This window comes from Enterococcus gallinarum NBRC 100675 (genome assembly GCF_001544275.1).
Classification (GTDB): domain Bacteria; phylum Bacillota; class Bacilli; order Lactobacillales; family Enterococcaceae; genus Enterococcus_D; species Enterococcus_D gallinarum.
Map to the genome: position 1 here is coordinate 83,877 of NZ_BCQE01000015.1, position 17,097 is coordinate 100,973.

A 17,097-nucleotide genomic window follows, 5' to 3' on the forward strand; every position below is an offset into this window, starting at 1 on the left:
TCAGTTGTATTACGACGTCAAACAGCGGTTGCTTGAAAGTATAGTACAGATCCCCATGGTTGTGCCTTGATCAATTCTTTTGCTTTTTTAGCTGCTGCTTCTGCATCGTCAGCTGTGGTAGTAAAAATCAATTTGATCCCTTGCTTTTCTTTAAATGTGTAAGACACACCGTCTTCATTGTATCCTTCTAATAATTCTTTGATTGCATCTTGTTGCATAGCACTTGCGATTGAGATCATTTTTTATTCCTCCTTGAGCAGTTTTCTTGCTGCTGTTTTCTAACTGTATTCTAAATGAATGAAAAGAAGAACTGCTACTTCGACTATGAAGCGATAGCAGTTCCTCTCGATTAAAGGACTATTCGCCTAATTTTGGATCAATTTTATTTGCTGAGATAACAAATGGCGCCCAGATGAAGAAGGTGACCACCATACATACTAAAGTGACGATTGGCGCGCGCCAGTCTGCACCGGTTGCTAAGAATGATAATAACATTGGCGGCACAACCCAAGTTACTTGTTGAGAAACTGGTGAGACTAATCCCCAGTAAGTAGCTAACCAACCAATTGTTGTAGCAACAAGCGGTGCAACAATGAAAGGAATGAACATGATCGCATTCAATACGATTGGCAAACCAAACATGACTGGTTCGTTGATATTGAAGATACCAGGTCCAATTGATAATTTGGCAACTGTCAGATAGTCTGCACGTTTAGAGAAAACTAAGATCGCGATCAAAAGAACGATCGTTCCACCTGAACCACCAAACCATGCAAATGCATCGAATGATCCACGAACCCACATATACGCTTTTCCATCTTCAATGGCTGCTAATACCGCGCTTGTTCCAGTTTTTCCATCATATCCTTTTTGGAAAATATCAATATTGATCAACTGTGCTTGTCCCCAGATACCTTCCAAAACTGGTGCCAATACGTTTGGACCATGGATACCAAAGAACCAGAAGATTTGCACGAAAACAGTAACGATCAGGACTGCACCTATTCCTTGAGAAAGACCCAAGAATGGTTCAGCAATATATTTCTGAACAAGGTCGATAATCAATTGTCCATCCGTCAATTGTCCAACAATAAAGTTAATAATAGCAATAACATACAAAGCGATCGTTGCCGGTAAAATTGCGGCAAAAGCTTTCGAAACTGCTGGTGGAACGGAATCTGGCATTTTGATTGTAATATTGGCTAACATTAATTTACAGAAAATGATGACTGAGATTGCTCCCATGATCATTACAGTAAAGTATGCATTCCCATTTAGATGGTTCAAATTCAACCAGCCCCAGCCGCCAGCTGTAATTCCTTCAGCTGTTGCTGACCAACCAGTTGTTGCTGTACCAGCATTGATTTCATCCATCAAATTTGCAGGAACTGTCGTCGCAACAGATGTGCTATATGAAAAAGCGATTCCTTGGATCAGTGTCGCCATTCCGACGATCCCACCGGCAAGGTCATTGACACGGTATGCTCGGGCTAAGTTATACCCCCAAGAAAAAGCAAAAACCAATCCAGCTACAGCTAGTGTACCATTCCAAACAAACCCATTAATACTAATAATTTCACGTATAACTGGAATTGTACTTGCATCATAACTAGGCCAAAACTGTGGTGGCAGATCGCGAATGATCGCATTGATCATTACAGCGATCGAACCAGCCATTGTCGCGGGCATTGTTCCAATAAACGCATCACGCAACGCTACTAAGTGCTTTTGAGCACCGATCTTCGCTGCTACGGGGAGAATGTATTTCTCCATCCAACTCGTTAATCCATCCATTTTTATGTCCTCCTATAAGTTCTATTCGCCAAAGAAGATTTTTCTAAGAGATAAAATCAACAAATAACTACTTCTATCCGTTCAAAGATTATTCGTTACTCATACGTCGATAAATATCAATGATTTCTTTCGCTAGATCTGTAAATGCGATTGATGTCATTAGATGGTCTTGCGAATGAACCGTCAACAAGGTCACTGTCATATGGTTGCCTTGCGCTTCTTGTGTCAACAAACCAGTTTGTGAATGGTGTGCTTCTACTAAAGATGCTTCAGCATCCGCAATCTTTTGGTCTGCCAATTCAAAATTTCCTTCTTTGGCTGCCGCAATTGCCTCCATTGCATCACTTTTCGCATTTCCGCCATACATGATCAAACCCATAATGGCTTCCAAATTTTGCTCGTCCATCAAAAAATCCTCCTCTTACTTCACTACTTCATTAAGCTTTCTGCTTGTGCTAAAACTTTTTCGCCATTCATCATGCCATAATCAGCCATGTTGATGACTTCTAAAGGAATCCCTTTAGGTGCTAATTTTTGTTCAAACTGTGATTTCATAAAACGTACTTGTGGGCCTAACAATAGAACATCCACCGGTTTTGATTCTAAATGTTGGTCTGCTTCTGAAGCGGATACTGCAAAAATATCTGCGTCCATTCCTTTTGCTTCAGCTGCTTTTTGCATTTTTGTTACCAACAAACTAGTACTCATGCCAGCAGAACATACGAGCATAATCGTTTTTTTCGCCATCATTGTCACTCCTTTCTAAATTATTATTTACACTTAACTATAAAGCAAGAAGCGTGCCAAAATAAAAAAAGTGCAAACCTTGATTTAACAATGGTCTGCACCAATTTAACGCTTACACACTTTTCCTTTTTCTCATTACACACTAATATTGTGTGCGGATTCATGATGATTTTATATTTCATTTTCTAAGAACATCTGTGTGAGGTACGCAATCTCATCTTCAGAGATCTTGACTTGATAATTTTTTTCGATTTGCAGCAAGTTCGTTCGCAACACATCGGTCTCGATCCGATACCGCTTTTGGAAGTTTGCTAGATCCTTAAATGCTCGGGAAGGTTCCTTTTTCAAATTGCTCTCCACAAGAAAAGCAAGATGGATCACTAACCCGGCATCTACTGTCGGTTCTAGTGTCACATGCAGCTGATTCTGAACCTGATGGACGATTCGTTGCAAGCTCTCGATCAAATGGTAGACAGACCCGACATGCGTAAGGGTATTTTCAAGAGAGCGAACAATTTTCTCAATGGGAACTTCATCAGAAACGATTCGCTTCAGCACATTCAACCGTTCGTCATCAAAGACATCATAGGCCGAAAAGAAAGGAATGTTTTGATAATCGATATCTACTGTGCCAGCGATGGCTTTGATCTCATATTCTTCTAGCAACCCATCGATGTGTTTCTTAAAGGTTTCTTTCTCAATAAATTGCATTTGAATAATTTCGACCTTCTCTTGATCGACGACCGGATAGATTCGCTGATACAGCTTGGCAGCGACACCTTCTCCCGTAAAGCACGTAACGATTACTGCCTTTTTATTGCCTTTGGCTTCCCGAACCGTGCGGAATTGTTCTTGAACGATCGTCTCAAAGGAACGTTGGATGTTTTGATAGATATCCTCGAGACTGCGTCCGCTCTCTGCCATGCGCAAAGCTTCCAGCACGATCATCGTACTGGACATGGAGATTGCTTTCGTCCGAATGCCCGTTTCTTCATAAATAAGTGTTGCAAAAGAATTCAATGATCCCATATCAGTGAGAAGCAATAGACCATTACTTAATTTATCTTTATTCTTAGAAACATAGGCCAATAACTTTTCATACATTGCGCCCACTTCTGTATCCAATGACATATTCATTGCATAACCGCTAGTGGTTTCCAATAGCTCCTGTGCGGTTTCCAGCATGCTGCTAGCTGTTGCTCTTCCATGCATCAAGACGACGACTTCTACCTTCTCAAGCGGCATGATCTGTTTTTTCACCTGAATAGCTAGAAACATACTAATAAAGCCAATTTCATCGAAGGGAATCTCCACATGTCGTTCCTCTTCAATAATAGTTGATAAATCCATCGCCACCTGAAACTCTGATTTCAGATTTTTCCGAATCGTATTTAAGTCTGGATGAACGATCATGTGGCCTTCTTTTACGCGTTCTAATGTACTTTGGAGATGAAGGGCAAAGGCAAAACGTGCTTTTTCATTGTATGTACGATCCAATTTTTGTTGAGCGATATCATAAAGGCGATTGGTCAGTTTCCAAATATCTTCTGGAATCAACTCTTTGTGGACGGGATTTTGCGTCAGCTCTTCTACATACATTTCAAAATAGGCATCCACATCCTTGGAAATCAGATTTTCCAGATCGATCGTTGCAACACCTGTCTCGATCAAGCTGCTGACTTTTTCTTCAATCTCATTATAAACCTGCATATTTCTTTGAGGATCTTGTGACCAAACAACATCTTGATCCCCAGGCTCGAAACTCAAAAAATCGCCTTTGCCTTCTAAAAAGCGATCGAGACGTTCCGACATTTCTTTGATTTTCAATAATCCTTTTTGGACTTGCAGTGAACAATCTTCTTTACGAATCAATAAATGCTTTTTGCCGTAGGTCCGATAATGGAGGAATGCTTTGGCACAGACTAATTTCAAATCACGTTTGATTTGACCGATATTGCCTTCTGCTTCATACAGCATAAAGGCCAAAATCGCATCTCGCTCAACATCGATCCGTTGATTGAGCCGAGTTGCTTCTTGCTTGATAAATAAGGAGATGATCTCATATCGTTCATCCAGTGAACGACTCTCCACATTCGGCAAAGTGATGGCCATTGGAATTCTTCGGTTGAATGTCGTCAAAAATGTTTCTGAAGATTCTGTTGTAGCACCGATGATCTGCACAGAAGCTTCGTACACTTGATTGCTTTCACCTAGAGGACGATAGACTCCCTTGTCGATAAAGGTAAAGAGCATTTCCTGGCCTTCCGGCGGCAAACGATGAATCTCATCCAGAAACAAAATACCGCCATCGGCTTTCGCCATTAATCCGGGACTATCTTCCGCAGCGCCAGTGTATGCTCCTTTGCGGATCCCAAAGATATGACCAAATAGCAATTGGGGATTTTGCGCATAGTCCGCACAATTAAACGCAACAAATGGGGCATCTTTTTTCAGCATTTTTGATTCCACAGCGAAATGATACATACACTCCGCAAATAATGATTTCCCGGTCCCGGTTTCGCCGAATATAATGGTATGCAGTCCACGGGGCGGATATAAAATGGCCGCTTTTGCCTGTTGGATACTAACTTTCAAAGAAGCTTGAACTCCCACCAGACTTTCAAAACTAACCTCGGAGGACACATCCACATGAACTTCCTCATTCAATGGTTCATAGATTACTGGCCGACCAGCTCGCTTGCTGATTTTATTTTCTTTAAATAATTCACTGAGATAACGGCTTGCATTACTGCGATCGATTTGTAAAATCTCCGCAACCTCTAAGGCTGTCAAACCTTGTTTGTGCAGTTCGATCGTCTGAAAGATTTCTTCTTTCCTTGAATTCACGAAAATGCCTCCTCAATATTACACACTAGTAATTAACCACCGTTAATGGTAACACAAAAAGACGCTCAATGGCGTCTTTTGCCTTTATCTTTTTGGTTTTTTTGCTTTTTCTTCGTTTTCTTTGGCATAGTGTGTAATTTTTCAGAAGTTTTTCTGGAATTTTTCTGCACACTTTGCTCTTTTTTAGGTTCACTTTTAACTTCCGGACGCTCTGTATGAAGCGCACCTCCATGCAAGAAAACTTCTTGCAGCGTTACATCCAGCTGTGCGGCAATTTTCTTCAGGTCCTTTAATGTATGGTCTTGGACGATTGTGATCACTGTGCCCTCATTTCCCATCCGTCCCACACGACCTGCTCGGTGAAGATAAGATTCTTTCTCTTGTGGAACCTCGGTGTTGACCACATACCCCAGCTGATCGACATCCAATCCTCTGGCAGCAACATCTGTCGTTAGTAATTCACAAATCTTTCCCTGACGGAACCCATCAAGCGAAGCACGGCGGGTCAGTTTGTTCTGGTCTGAAGCAAGGGAGGCGACTGGCAAACCGTGAAAGAGCAGTTTTTCTTCAGCATTACCTAATGCACTTAATTCATTGAAAAAAATCAATCCCTGAAAATCTGGTAAGTAAGCCAACCGGCGCAAAGCATCCACTAGTTTACGACTTGGGTAATTCAAATAATAATGATGGATCACCCCTTTGCTCCGGTCTTCCTCTGTCACATCAATGACCTGTGGTGTTTCAAAAGCCAGTTCTTGAATTTCTTTTAGAACCTCATTGGCAGTTGCAGAGAAGAAACTGCGAGTCGCCTGTTTTGGAATAAGCGTTAAGATTTTGCTAGCGAGCCCAAAGGCCCCCTCTTTCAGTAATTGATCCACTTCATCCAAGACTATCCCATGGATCTGTTGCGTTTTGACTTTTTTTAATTTGATCAATTCCAATACTCGTCCTGGTGTCCCCACCAAAACTTCTGGTTTGGTCTTCAACTTTTCAATTTGTCGCTTAGTATTTGCGCCGCCAATCAGTGGTAAAACCTGCAAATCTAAAAGCTGGGCCCACTCTCGTGCGACCTGTGTGACCTGCATGGCCAGTTCTTGGGAAGAGGTCAAAATCAGGAGCTGATTGCCTGCACCAACTTTTACAGTTTCCAATAAAGGTAGTAAATAGGCCAATGTTTTCCCTGAACCTGTCGGCGAAACGCCTACTACTGATTGTCCTGCTTTCAAAAGCGGATAAACTTGTTCTTGAATCAGTGAAGGCTCAGAAAAGCCGCTGCTTTGCCATTTTTCTTGCCAAACTTCTGCTAAATAAGTTGCTGTCATACATTCCATTCCTTACTCTTTGTCTGCGTCAAAGGAGATTTCTGCGTGTTTTCTCATGAGATAGATCGCTTCATTGACATCACGGGCCAATTCGATCCATTCTTCATAGCGCGCACCCAATTGGGGATCTGCTTTATTTTCGATGACTTCTGCAAAATCTGCAGCTTCTTCGACCATCGGATTTGCCTGCGCAGTCACCGGTAATACCGTTTCATTATTTGTACGGTCATAAAATACCGCTTGTTCAATGGCATTGACTGCATTTAGTTCCAGTGTTCCATTTTCAAAATATATTTCTGATTTCAAGTCAGAGTTGCCGATTTTTCCAGTTTGAATGGTTACGTCAAAAGTTTCATAACGTAAAATGATCGTACCGATCCCATCGACTCCTGTCATGATTTTCCGGGCAAAATAATAAACATTTTGTGGTCTGCCAAACCAAGCTAGTGCTGCATAAACGGGATAAACGCCCAGATCTACCAATGCGCCGCCAGAAAAATGGGGAGAAAAAATATTTGGCTCCTCTCCTGCTAACACTGCATCATACCGAGAAGAGTATTTCATATAGGTAAAGTTTGCACCAATGATATTGCCATGTTCAGTTAAAACAGACGCAATGGTGTCAAAACTTTTCTCATGAATGTTGCGCGCTGCTTCAAAAAATAAAACTTGATTTTCATTGGCCAATTCAATGATCTCAGCCATTTCTGATGGTGTCGAAAAGGCAGGTTTTTCGACGATCACATTTTTTCCTGACAAAATTCCTTGTTTTGCTTGTTCAAAATGCAAACTGTTGGGAGATGCAATATATACCGTATCTAATTCTTCAAGTTGAAAGAAAGCCGTTAAATCATCTACACAAGTTACTTCTCCGTATTTCTCTGCAAAAGACTGAGCAGTCGCCAGTTTTCTAGAATAGACAGCCGTTAGTTGGTAGCGTCCCGTTTCATGTGCAGCTTGTACAAATTGATCCGTGATCCAATTTGTACCGATTATCCCTAAATGAATCATTCATATTCCCTCTTTTCTTATAAGTTTGGGTCTTCAAAAGCAGCCGTAAGATCAAAAGGTACTGCTTTATTAATGGAAATGCTGGTTTCATCCACAAGACAATTATACGCGAAAACTTGGATTCCGTCTGCAATTGCTTGTCCGATTTTTTTTGCTAGCTCTGGTTGCATGGCACGATGGATCGTCGCGACATCAATGTCTTCAAATTGAACGACAAACAATACCGCGGCATAGTACCCTTCTTTCTTGGCATCTATCAGTTCACTTACATGTTTCAATCCGCGACTGGTGGGCGCATCTGGAAAAGCACCCACTCGTTTGTTTTCCAAAGTCATCCCTTTGATTTCTATAAAGCCCTTTTCTCCGGCATCTGTTTCAAAATAAAAATCAAACTTTGAGCGGTGATACGTCACTTCTCTCTTTAGTAAAGTTAGATTACCTGTGATCTGCGGTAAAAGAATCGTTCCGTCCAATAAGGATTCATAGGCCAAACGGTTTGGGACTTGACTGTCGATATTGATCCATTGGTCGCCCTTTTTTACTGCGATCAAATCATAATTAGTTTTTCTCTTTGGACTATTCCAGTATTGCAAAGTGACTAACGCACCAGCAACAAGTACCTCTTTTCCTCGACCAGTATTTTTGACGTGAACGATTACTTCCTCCCCTGACATCAATCGACAGCGGGCAATAAAGCGATTTTCCCGAATAATAAATATCGCTAAGTGACTATTTGGATATTCCATCTTTTTCCCTCTCCATTAATACCTCGGCCTTAAAACAGCCGGACTTCCTTAAATAAACGCTAAATCAGTTGATCTAGTAATTGATGATGCTCTGATTGCTCAGTGAAAGACTCTCTTTCAATTAAAGTAGGAGAAAGCAGAAAACTTTCTATCTGATTTTACCATAAGCTATGGAACAATGCTTTGGGTCAGCATCATTGCTGCCGCCATCTGCTGCCGCTGCAATTTTCTGGTATATTCTGAGGACTGTAAGATTTGGTAAATGGATTATGTAGTCAATAAAAAACTTTTAAAGTTCCGACCAAAGTAGGAGGATTTCTTTGTTCCCCATGGTATACTAGTTCCATCATAGGTAGGAATGGATGTGAAAATGTGAAAAAACGTTCACTGTTGATTGGTCTGTCACTTTTGACCGGTGTTGCCAGTTCGCTCATATTAAGAAAAGAAAAGCAAAAAACTGAGCCCCGCCAACAATTCGTGGGGAAATGGCAGTTCACTTCAAAAATGAAAGACACTGTATCCATTGAGATCACGGAGGAGCATTCACTGATAATTGATGGGAAACATTCACCTACTGTGATCGTTGAGCTGACCCCATCAAGATTGGTTTTATTAGATACATTGGGTTACCATTTGATCATCGAACAAAAGGACCAGCGCTTCACCCTTTATGATGAAGCAGAAGATTGGCAATATCCTTTGACAAAGATCGAATGATTTCTTCAAAGTTTCTTCATTATTTATTCTTGATTTCCTCTGAAAATGCTCAGACTTTCTACCAGCATTTTTAGACGGTTCATGCTATGATAGTAATAAGAAGTGGTTGAACAAGGTGTTCCGTTGAGTGATAGATGATCGTTCATAGTTTAAGGTGTAGGTTCGATTCCTACCTTCCACATTAATTAAAAACAGAAAGAAGGGATTTCTATGTTAGCGACGTTTGTTTCACTTTTTTCAATCTTTGGTTTAGCCGCATTACTTGGAGGAACGCTGTTTCTTGCTCGCCAATTGATGCAGCAAGAAACAAGAGCAGTGAAAGTACCTGTAAAAGTGCAAAGTGAGGATCCCCGAAATCATATTCGCCGATAGTTTTATTAGATAAAAAAACTGCTTTTCTTTGTTCGTTAAAGAAAAGCTTTTTTTTGTGTCTAAAAATAACTATTGTTTCAAGACAAAGCGATCAATGGTGTGATTCGGCAAGAAGAAAAAAGCTGGTTCTTATGAATTTTTGAACTTTCTGTTAGAGTATTGCAACTCAGGAAACTCTTTGTTAAACTTTTGATTTAGATACAGAAACGAAGGAGTTTACCTATGCAGAAATTATCCAAAATCTGGTATTCATTGATTGCGGGTCTAGCAACCCTCTTTTTTATTGCCGGAATACCATTGATCTCCCACGCTGAGGAGACTACATTTACCGCTGAAGAAATCAAAAACTTTTCTATCGATGCAAAAGCTGCTTTTTCAGTGGATTTCGATACAGGCAAGATTTTATATGACCAAGAGGGAGAAACCCCGATGGGCATCGCCTCAGTGACAAAAATCATTAGTCTGTATCTAGTAGCAGAACAAGTCAAGGAAGGCAAATTGACTTGGGAAGACCCTGTTGAAATCTCACAATATGCAGCCGACCTCAGTGTCACACCTGATTTGTCCAATGTTCCTTTGCATCGTGATGTTCAATACACCGTCAAAGACCTTTATGAAGCGAGCTACATTCAATCAGCTAATGCTGCGGTCGTTGCCCTCGCAGAGAAAATTGCCGGGTCGGAGCCAGCGTTTGTCGATCAAATGAAAGACAAACTCACTGAATGGGGAATCACAGACGCTAAGATCGTCAATGCTTCCGGACTGAATAACACCTATCTAGGAGAAAACCTTTACCCTGGTTCCACTTCCACTGATGAAAATGAATTATCTGCAAAAGATGTCGCCATCGTAGCGAGACATTTGCTCCAAGACTTCCCAGAAGTATTAGAAGTCACCAGCACGGTTACCAAAACATTTGGTGAAGGTTCCTACTCACCAGTTGAGATGGTCAACTGGAATTGGATGCTACCTGGTTTTATCAACGCCAAAGATGGTGTTGACGGTTTGAAAACCGGAACCACTGATTTAGCAGGTGCTTGCTTTGTTGGAACAGCTGTGCGAGATGGCCAGCGTATTATCACCGTAGTGTTGAACGTCAACGGTCATGCTGAGAATCCTAGTGTACGTTTCACCGAAACAGGCAAACTGATGGATTACTCATTTGATGCGTGGGAACAAGTTCCTATTCTATCTGCTGGTGATCAGTTAGCAGATACAAAAACAGTCGCTGTTAAAAACGGAAAAGAGCTTACTGTTCCCATAGCGGTAAAAAATGATCTTTCTGTTTGGGTACGTAAAGATATGGATCCAAAAGACTTCACCACAACAATCGATTATAACAAAACAATAAACGAAGAAACCGTCTCTGCACCAGTTGCCAAAGCAACGGATTTAGGAAAAGTAACAGCAACGATTCCTACAGATACATTAGGCTATATGGATGGTAGCAAAGAAGTCCCTACTACTGAGCTGATCACTACTAAAGCCGTTGAAAAAGCAAATATTTTTGTTATCGGCTGGCGATCAGTTGCCAATTTCTTTACAAATCTCTTTTAATCAAAAATAAACTTCCAGTGTTTGGCGTTACCGGTAAGACCGGTGATCACTAAAACACTGGAAGTTTTTTGTTAAGAGAGTAACTCTTCTTTGGTCACAACAGGCGCAATCGGTTCAATAGGAAAATACAGTTCTACTTCCCCTTCTTGAAAATTAGGCAGGTAGCGTTCCTGAATAGCTGCTGCCAGTTGAACATTATTTTCTGGAAGAACTTTTCTCAACATCTTCTCTGTCATCATGTTTAGATTGGCTTCATTTGTTTTTACGACCATGTATTCCATCTCTGGCATTTGCCAACGGACCCAATCTACTGGTGGAAAATTATCCGTAGTGACTTGGACACCCGCAAGGTAACGTCCTGTTTCTTGCCATGGTTCCAGCCAGTTCTCTCCGTCACTCATCAATCCCCAGAACTGCAGATCTTCCGCTTCTTGATCGGCTAGCAAAAACTCGATTTCTTCAAAATCTTTCGTTGCAAGATCCCATAGTGCCGGAACCCATGAAGGGCCTTCTTCAGCAAGACCTTTCCCTTCTTTTCCGACAACATAAAACGCTGGGAGTGTTACTCGGATCACTTCACCTAATTCCATGCTTGTGCCTCCTTCTTTCTTCTCTATCCATTGTAGCGAATTCAAGAAAATTCAGCAACTTTGACCACATCTGCAAGCTTTTTCTGCGAAAATTAGGTATACTGTTCTTAGATTTAAAGGAGTGAAAAGAATGGATTTTACACAAATTGGGCTTTTCAGTATCGCTTATATCTTAGGAGCGATTTTTGTTTTTTGGTACCGCAAGAAAAAAGATGACCCAGATATCTTTTTCTTCGAGTGTTGTTGGACGATTGCCGCTTTATTGGCCTATTTGTCCATTTCGGAATTACGTACTGGCAGTTTTTTTATCTTAGCCCCGCTTAGTTTGGCCGGATTATTTTTATATTCCTATTTTAAAAACAAGCATCGTTTAGTGAATGGTTTGCTTTTTAATGTCTTCATCTTGACCTTTGGGATTTATTTGCTCGTTAATCTTTATCGGACAGAAGATATTTTAGTCGGCGGGATTTTAGCTGTTGCATTAGTTGGCTTTCTATTCGTTTTTCTTTTTGGTTTGTATGGATTGATTATTTTCCTCTATTGGAATTCAATCGTCGTTTTACGCCGAGAATCCCACTCATTGGCTAACCTGCTGACATTGGTTTTAGCTATCGTTTTAACGATCTTGTTGGTATCGGATTCCTTTTTACATGCCTTACCAAGTTGGGTCAGTGTTTTATTTACAATTTTCCCGGCATCGCTGCTTTATTTTTTTGTTGTTTTTCTTAACTTTTTGTCGATCTCGGTTATTTATCAATTCAATCATCCCCGCTATGACCAGGACTTCATTATAGTTTTAGGGGCAGGACTCCTTAATGGCGAGAAAGTTTCTCCATTATTAGCCCAACGGATCGATAAAGCCATCGCTTTTTATCATCTTCAATTTCGTGCGAAGAAAACAGCCCCTCGTCTTTTGATGTCCGGTGGTCAAGGCAGCGACGAAAAAATTCCTGAAGCAGTGGCCATGAAAGAATATGCCGTTTCTCAAGGAATCCCTGAAAGTGAAATCTTAGTGGAAGCCAATTCGACAACGACTTACGAAAATATGAAATTCTCCAAAGAAATTATGGATTCGTTACGTCCAGAAGGATATCACGCAATCTTTGCTTCCAATAACTATCATATTTTCCGGGCAGGGATGTACGCCGACCAAGCGCATGTCAAAGCAGATGGGATTGGCTCACACACAGCCTTCTATTACTTGCCGAATGCTTTTTTACGGGAATATATCGCCATTTTGTTCATGCACAAAAAAAGACATGCGTTAGCTATTGGCGGAATTGCAAGCATCATCTTTTTGATGACTATTCTCGAATTTTTCTTTGGAAACTAGCGTAAGTATGCCCTTTGAATGGAATCATGAGCACCACGATCCAATTGTTTCACCACCATACAAAAAAAGCGCCTGGAATCTGATAAATCACTTCAGATTCTAGGCGCTTGCCTGTTTTATTAGAGATGTGTTGGTCGTTGTTTATGCCAAAACCGTTGTTGCCATTTTGCTTTCATGGCTTGAGTCATTGGTTCTGATGCTTCCTTCACCGCACAATACTTATCCACCATAGTTACGATATAACTTTCTTTATATCGGGGTGGTGCAATGGTTGCTCCCCACATATGTTTCAAAATAATGTCCCGCTCAAGATCACTTAATTCAGTAATTTTCTCTGCGTTTTTAACGGCAATTCGCGGATGCATATAGGCATGTGTTCCTTCATCGAATTTGGTTGTACGCCAATCATAATAGAAAAGGTCATGCAATAATCCAGCCCGAGCTGTTGCACGAGCATTGCCGCCCCATTTTTTTGCCAATTTATAACTGTAATAAGAAACGCTGATCGAATGTTCTAAACGTGTGGAACTCATATGTTGAACATAATTGGCTAATTTTTTTACAGCTTCTGTCTCTAACAAATCTGATACATAAGACATATACTCGCTATCTTCTTGCCATTTTTCTGTCATAGATTTATGCCTGCCACCTTTTTGATACTGCTTATTTCTTACAAATAGAAGTATAGCATCTGCTCAGACAGAATTCTAGGAGAATCCAAAGAGTTGCTTTGAGTTTAACAGTTCCTTAAAAAAGTCTAACTGACAAAAAAGTACATCAAAATACCAGCAGCAATAGCTACATTCAGTGATTCTGCCTGCCCATAGATAGGAATATAGACATTTTGATCGGTCAACGCTAAAATATCTGGATGGACGCCTTGTCCTTCGTTCCCTAAAATAAACGCAGCTGTGCCTTTCTTAGGTAAATCCGTATAAGAAACCGCCTCTTTATTCAATTCAGTCCCGTAAATAGCAGTCCCTTGGGCTTTTAAATTTTGGATGAATGCTGGCACATCCCCTTCAAGGATCGGTAAATGAAAGTTGCTGCCTTGCATACTACGCAAGACTTTTGTGTTGTAACGATCAGCTGTGCCGGTTCCTAAAAAGACCCCAGCAAAACCCGCAGCATCGGCTGTACGAATCATGGTCCCAACATTCCCTGGATCCTGGACATTATCTAAAATCAGCCAATTTCCATGAATCGTTTCTTGAACCGTCTCTTTTTCGATCACTGCAAAGATCCCTTGGGGTGTTGGTAAATCTGATAGAAAAGCAGCTACTTCATCGGAGATACGAAATACTTTGTCTTGATAGTCTTTTAACTGATCGCCGGTTTCTTGGATTCCTTTATCAGTAACAAATAGATAATTGATCGTTGCTGATGCTGCAATGGCTTCTTGTACCAAATGCCAACCGTCGATTATATAGGTATTGGTTTGATTGCGGTATTTTTTTTGTGCGAGTTTTTTGACCTCTTTGATCAATGTATTTTTTTTTGAAAGAATTTCCCTCATCCTGTTCACCTCGCCTCATTATAGCATGAGTCAAAGGATGAAACTTGTTCTTTCGTTAGAAAAACGCTATCATATACCATAGAGGTTGACTGAAACGAGGGATGATTTGATGAAAAAAATACGCATTCAAGTTCAAGGCCGAGTCCAAGGAGTCGGTTTTCGTTACACGACAAAATTATTAGCGGACCGGATGGGGATCCAAGGATCCGTCAAAAATGAATCTGATGGTTCAGTAACGATCGAAGCTATCGGCGAAGAGAAACAGGTAGACGCTTTTGTTGAAGCGGTCAAAGATTCACCGTCTCCTTCTGGTAAAGTGACAAGTACAAAGATCCAAGAAGATCCTTCTATTAAGGAAAGAACAAGTTTTGATGTTGAATATGGTTACTAAATCTACGACGAAAGATTGATTTTTCAATGAATTTCCTTTTGTACATTGAAATAGTCGGTCTTTTTTAGTATAGTTATTTTTGTCTAAATTTATAGTGAAGAGGAAGAAAAGAATGTCAAAAATGAATAAATGGCTGCTCTCGTCTGGATTGTTAGGACTTTTACTGACTTTGTCCGGATGTGTCAGCACAAACTCTGATGGAACACCGAATGAAAACGGCATGATCTATCGTTTCTTAGTGAAACCATTAGGTAATTTGATCACCATGCTGGTAGAAAACTTCGATTGGTCTTATGGTTGGGCAATTATCGCTGTGACAATCGTTGTACGCCTCATTATCTTACCGCTTGGGATCCATCAATCGAAGAAAACGATGATCCAAAGTGAAAAAATGCAGTTCTTGAAACCGCAGGTAGATATCGCACAAGCCAACTTGAAAAAAGCGACCACTCGTGAAGAACAAATGCAAGCACAAGCAGATATGCAAAAAATTTATTCTGAAAATAATGTCAGCATGTTTGGCGGAATCGGTTGCTTGCCGCTGCTGATTCAGATGCCAATATTTTCAGCCTTGTATTTTACTGCTCGTTACACACAAGGGATTCAAAATTCGGAATTCTTTGGGATCTCCTTAGGACAACCAAGTTTCCTATTTGTAGCCATTGCTGGTATTTCGTATCTCATACAAGGATATATTTCAACCATTGGAATCCCAGAAGAACAGAAAAAAACGATGAAAACAATGTTGATCGTTTCGCCATTAATGATCGTCTTCATGTCGCTAAGTGCACCTGCTGGTGTAACGTTGTACTGGGTTGTCGGCGGGGTCTTCAGCTGCCTGCAAACCTTTATTACAAATGTCATCATGAAACCTAAGATTCGTGCGCAAGTTGAAGCGGAAATGAAAGCCAATCCGCCTAAAACGGTCGTGACGCCTCGTAAAGATGTCACTCCTACGCAGCAGACGCAGCCTACAACGCCAAAAAACTTGAATCATAAAAATGCAAAAGGCCGTAATGCTGGCAAACAACAACGAAAATAAATTTAGAACTATGACCGACTCTTCTCGGTCATAGTTTTTTTGATTGCTTTTTTGGGGTATTCTTTTCTGATTGAATTGATTATGGAATCAAGATTCGCTATAGTGAAAGAGAGGTGAGTTCATGTTCCAAGCATATAGCAATATTTTTGTGATTTTTAGTTTGATGTTTATTGGCTACTGGTTGTCTTTTAAACAATGGTTCTCAAATCGTACAGCAGATACCTTTTCAAAACTTGTTTTGAATCTCTCGCTGCCGGCAAGTATGTTTTTGAATATCATCAAGAATTTTACCCGCGACGAATTCCTTTCATTGTTTTCTGGAATGATCATTCCATTATTATCCATTGTCATTACTTATGGGATCAGTAAACTTTGGCAGCGTTTCTTTCAAGTAGCTCCCACTCATCATGGATCCTTCTCCACCATGTTTACTTTTTCCAATACAATTTTTATTGGATTACCGATCAACCTGGCTATTTTTGGCGAAAAGGCTGTGCCTTATGTCTTGCTTTATTATATTGTCAACACTAGTTTGTTTTGGACGGTTGGGATCTATGAAATCGCTCGAGATAGCCCTAGTTTCGAAGAAGCAAAAGTCTCCTTTCACCCTTTAGTTGTGTTGAAAAAAATCTTCTCTCCTGCATTGATTGGGTTTATTATTGGATTGATCTGGATGCTCTTCGATTTTCCTTTACCGAAATTTATTGCAGGTCTAGGAGGCTATCTTTCTGAGTTGACTACGCCTCTTTCCATGTTCATTATTGGGATCATCGTTTACTATAGTGGTATCAAGAATTTACGTATGACCAAGGATCTTGCCGGCGTGCTCGCAGGTCGTTTTCTCCTCTCTCCATTGATCGTGTGGCTGATTGGTCAATGGATACAGGTTCCTTCATTGATGCTGCAAGTCTTTATCATCCAAGCATCGATGCCTGTTCAAAATTCTGTGCCGATCCTAGTTAGAAATTACCAAGGAGATGAAGAGTTTGCTGCTTCTTCATTAGGCTACTCCGTTTTGATTTATATGATTTACATTCCATTATTGTTGATGGTTTTATTATGACATGCAGCAAAAGTGTCGATGTATAAAAACAAAAAAACGATTCGCAGGA

General features: G+C 40.5%; 18 protein-coding genes. 7 read left to right on the forward strand and 11 right to left on the reverse strand.

Features of this window, described 5'->3' with window-relative positions; genetic code table 11:
* Positions 1-17: 17 nt before the first annotated feature.
* From EG2_RS10130 to sfsA, 8 genes are all read right to left on the reverse strand, one after another.
* Complete coding sequence (locus EG2_RS10130; RefSeq protein ID WP_003126906.1) at positions 18-239, reverse strand: hypothetical protein; 222 nt, start codon at positions 237-239, stop codon at positions 18-20.
* A 118-nt stretch (positions 240-357) separates the two neighbouring features.
* On the reverse strand, positions 358-1,794 hold the full coding sequence (locus EG2_RS10135; protein ID WP_060814660.1) for a PTS sugar transporter subunit IIC: 1,437 nt from the start codon (positions 1,792-1,794) through the stop codon (positions 358-360).
* Between the two features lie 88 nt (positions 1,795-1,882).
* Entirely contained in the window at positions 1,883-2,200 is a 318-nt protein-coding gene (locus EG2_RS10140) for a PTS lactose/cellobiose transporter subunit IIA (RefSeq protein ID WP_003126901.1), read from the reverse strand.
* A 23-nt stretch (positions 2,201-2,223) separates the two neighbouring features.
* Positions 2,224-2,541: a PTS sugar transporter subunit IIB gene (locus tag EG2_RS10145; RefSeq protein ID WP_003126900.1), complete on the reverse strand. Its 318-nt coding sequence runs from the start codon at positions 2,539-2,541 to the stop codon at positions 2,224-2,226.
* A 171-nt stretch (positions 2,542-2,712) separates the two neighbouring features.
* Positions 2,713-5,388: a sigma 54-interacting transcriptional regulator gene (locus EG2_RS10150; protein ID WP_060814661.1), complete on the reverse strand. Its 2,676-nt coding sequence runs from the start codon at positions 5,386-5,388 to the stop codon at positions 2,713-2,715.
* 65 nt (positions 5,389-5,453) lie between these two features.
* Entirely contained in the window at positions 5,454-6,710 is a 1,257-nt protein-coding gene (locus EG2_RS10155; protein WP_228159774.1) for a DEAD/DEAH box helicase, read from the reverse strand.
* Positions 6,711-6,722: 12 nt separating this feature from the next.
* Positions 6,723-7,721, reverse strand: a complete 999-nt coding sequence (locus EG2_RS10160; protein ID WP_060814663.1) for a Gfo/Idh/MocA family protein — start codon at positions 7,719-7,721, stop codon at positions 6,723-6,725.
* Between the two features lie 17 nt (positions 7,722-7,738).
* Positions 7,739-8,467: a DNA/RNA nuclease SfsA gene (gene sfsA, locus EG2_RS10165; RefSeq protein WP_060814664.1), complete on the reverse strand. Its 729-nt coding sequence runs from the start codon at positions 8,465-8,467 to the stop codon at positions 7,739-7,741.
* A 372-nt stretch (positions 8,468-8,839) separates the two neighbouring features.
* On the opposite strand from sfsA, the gene EG2_RS10170 reads away from it, so the two are divergent.
* From EG2_RS10170 to EG2_RS10175, 3 genes are all read left to right on the forward strand, one after another.
* A complete protein-coding gene (locus EG2_RS10170; RefSeq protein WP_060814665.1) occupies positions 8,840-9,184 on the forward strand; it encodes a DUF4828 domain-containing protein in 345 nt (114 codons plus the stop codon).
* Positions 9,185-9,394: 210 nt separating this feature from the next.
* Positions 9,395-9,556 (forward strand): hypothetical protein, encoded by a 162-nt coding sequence (locus EG2_RS19150; protein WP_003126893.1) that lies wholly within the window; start codon positions 9,395-9,397, stop codon positions 9,554-9,556.
* A gap of 222 nt (positions 9,557-9,778) precedes the next feature.
* Positions 9,779-11,113 carry a serine hydrolase gene (locus tag EG2_RS10175; RefSeq protein ID WP_060814666.1) on the forward strand — a complete coding sequence of 445 codons (1,335 nt, stop codon included), beginning with the start codon at positions 9,779-9,781 and terminating at the stop codon, positions 11,111-11,113.
* Positions 11,114-11,184: 71 nt separating this feature from the next.
* On the opposite strand, the gene EG2_RS10180 is transcribed toward EG2_RS10175, so the two are convergent.
* Entirely contained in the window at positions 11,185-11,703 is a 519-nt protein-coding gene (locus EG2_RS10180) for a GyrI-like domain-containing protein (RefSeq protein ID WP_060814667.1), read from the reverse strand.
* Between the two features lie 130 nt (positions 11,704-11,833).
* Here EG2_RS10180 and EG2_RS10185 point away from each other — a divergent pair, with 130 nt between their 5' ends.
* Positions 11,834-13,036 (forward strand): YdcF family protein, encoded by a 1,203-nt coding sequence (locus EG2_RS10185; protein ID WP_060814668.1) that lies wholly within the window; start codon positions 11,834-11,836, stop codon positions 13,034-13,036.
* Between the two features lie 119 nt (positions 13,037-13,155).
* Here the strand turns inward: EG2_RS10185 and EG2_RS10190 are convergent, their stop codons facing one another.
* The gene (locus tag EG2_RS10190) at positions 13,156-13,668 is read right to left on the reverse strand and encodes an HD domain-containing protein (protein ID WP_060814669.1); all 513 of its coding nucleotides are present in this window, start codon (positions 13,666-13,668) and stop codon (positions 13,156-13,158) included.
* 125 nt (positions 13,669-13,793) lie between these two features.
* Entirely contained in the window at positions 13,794-14,552 is a 759-nt protein-coding gene (locus tag EG2_RS10195) for a TrmH family RNA methyltransferase (protein WP_060814670.1), read from the reverse strand.
* Between the two features lie 109 nt (positions 14,553-14,661).
* Here EG2_RS10195 and EG2_RS10200 point away from each other — a divergent pair, with 109 nt between their 5' ends.
* The 3 genes from EG2_RS10200 to EG2_RS10210 all read left to right on the forward strand — a co-directional run bounded on the left by EG2_RS10200 (position 14,662) and on the right by EG2_RS10210 (position 17,048).
* Entirely contained in the window at positions 14,662-14,943 is a 282-nt protein-coding gene (locus EG2_RS10200) for an acylphosphatase (RefSeq protein WP_005472207.1), read from the forward strand.
* A gap of 112 nt (positions 14,944-15,055) precedes the next feature.
* Positions 15,056-15,985, forward strand: a complete 930-nt coding sequence (gene yidC, locus EG2_RS10205; protein WP_005472205.1) for a membrane protein insertase YidC — start codon at positions 15,056-15,058, stop codon at positions 15,983-15,985.
* Positions 15,986-16,106: 121 nt separating this feature from the next.
* On the forward strand, positions 16,107-17,048 hold the full coding sequence (locus EG2_RS10210; RefSeq protein ID WP_060814671.1) for an AEC family transporter: 942 nt from the start codon (positions 16,107-16,109) through the stop codon (positions 17,046-17,048).
* The last annotated feature ends 49 nt before the right edge of the window (positions 17,049-17,097 follow it).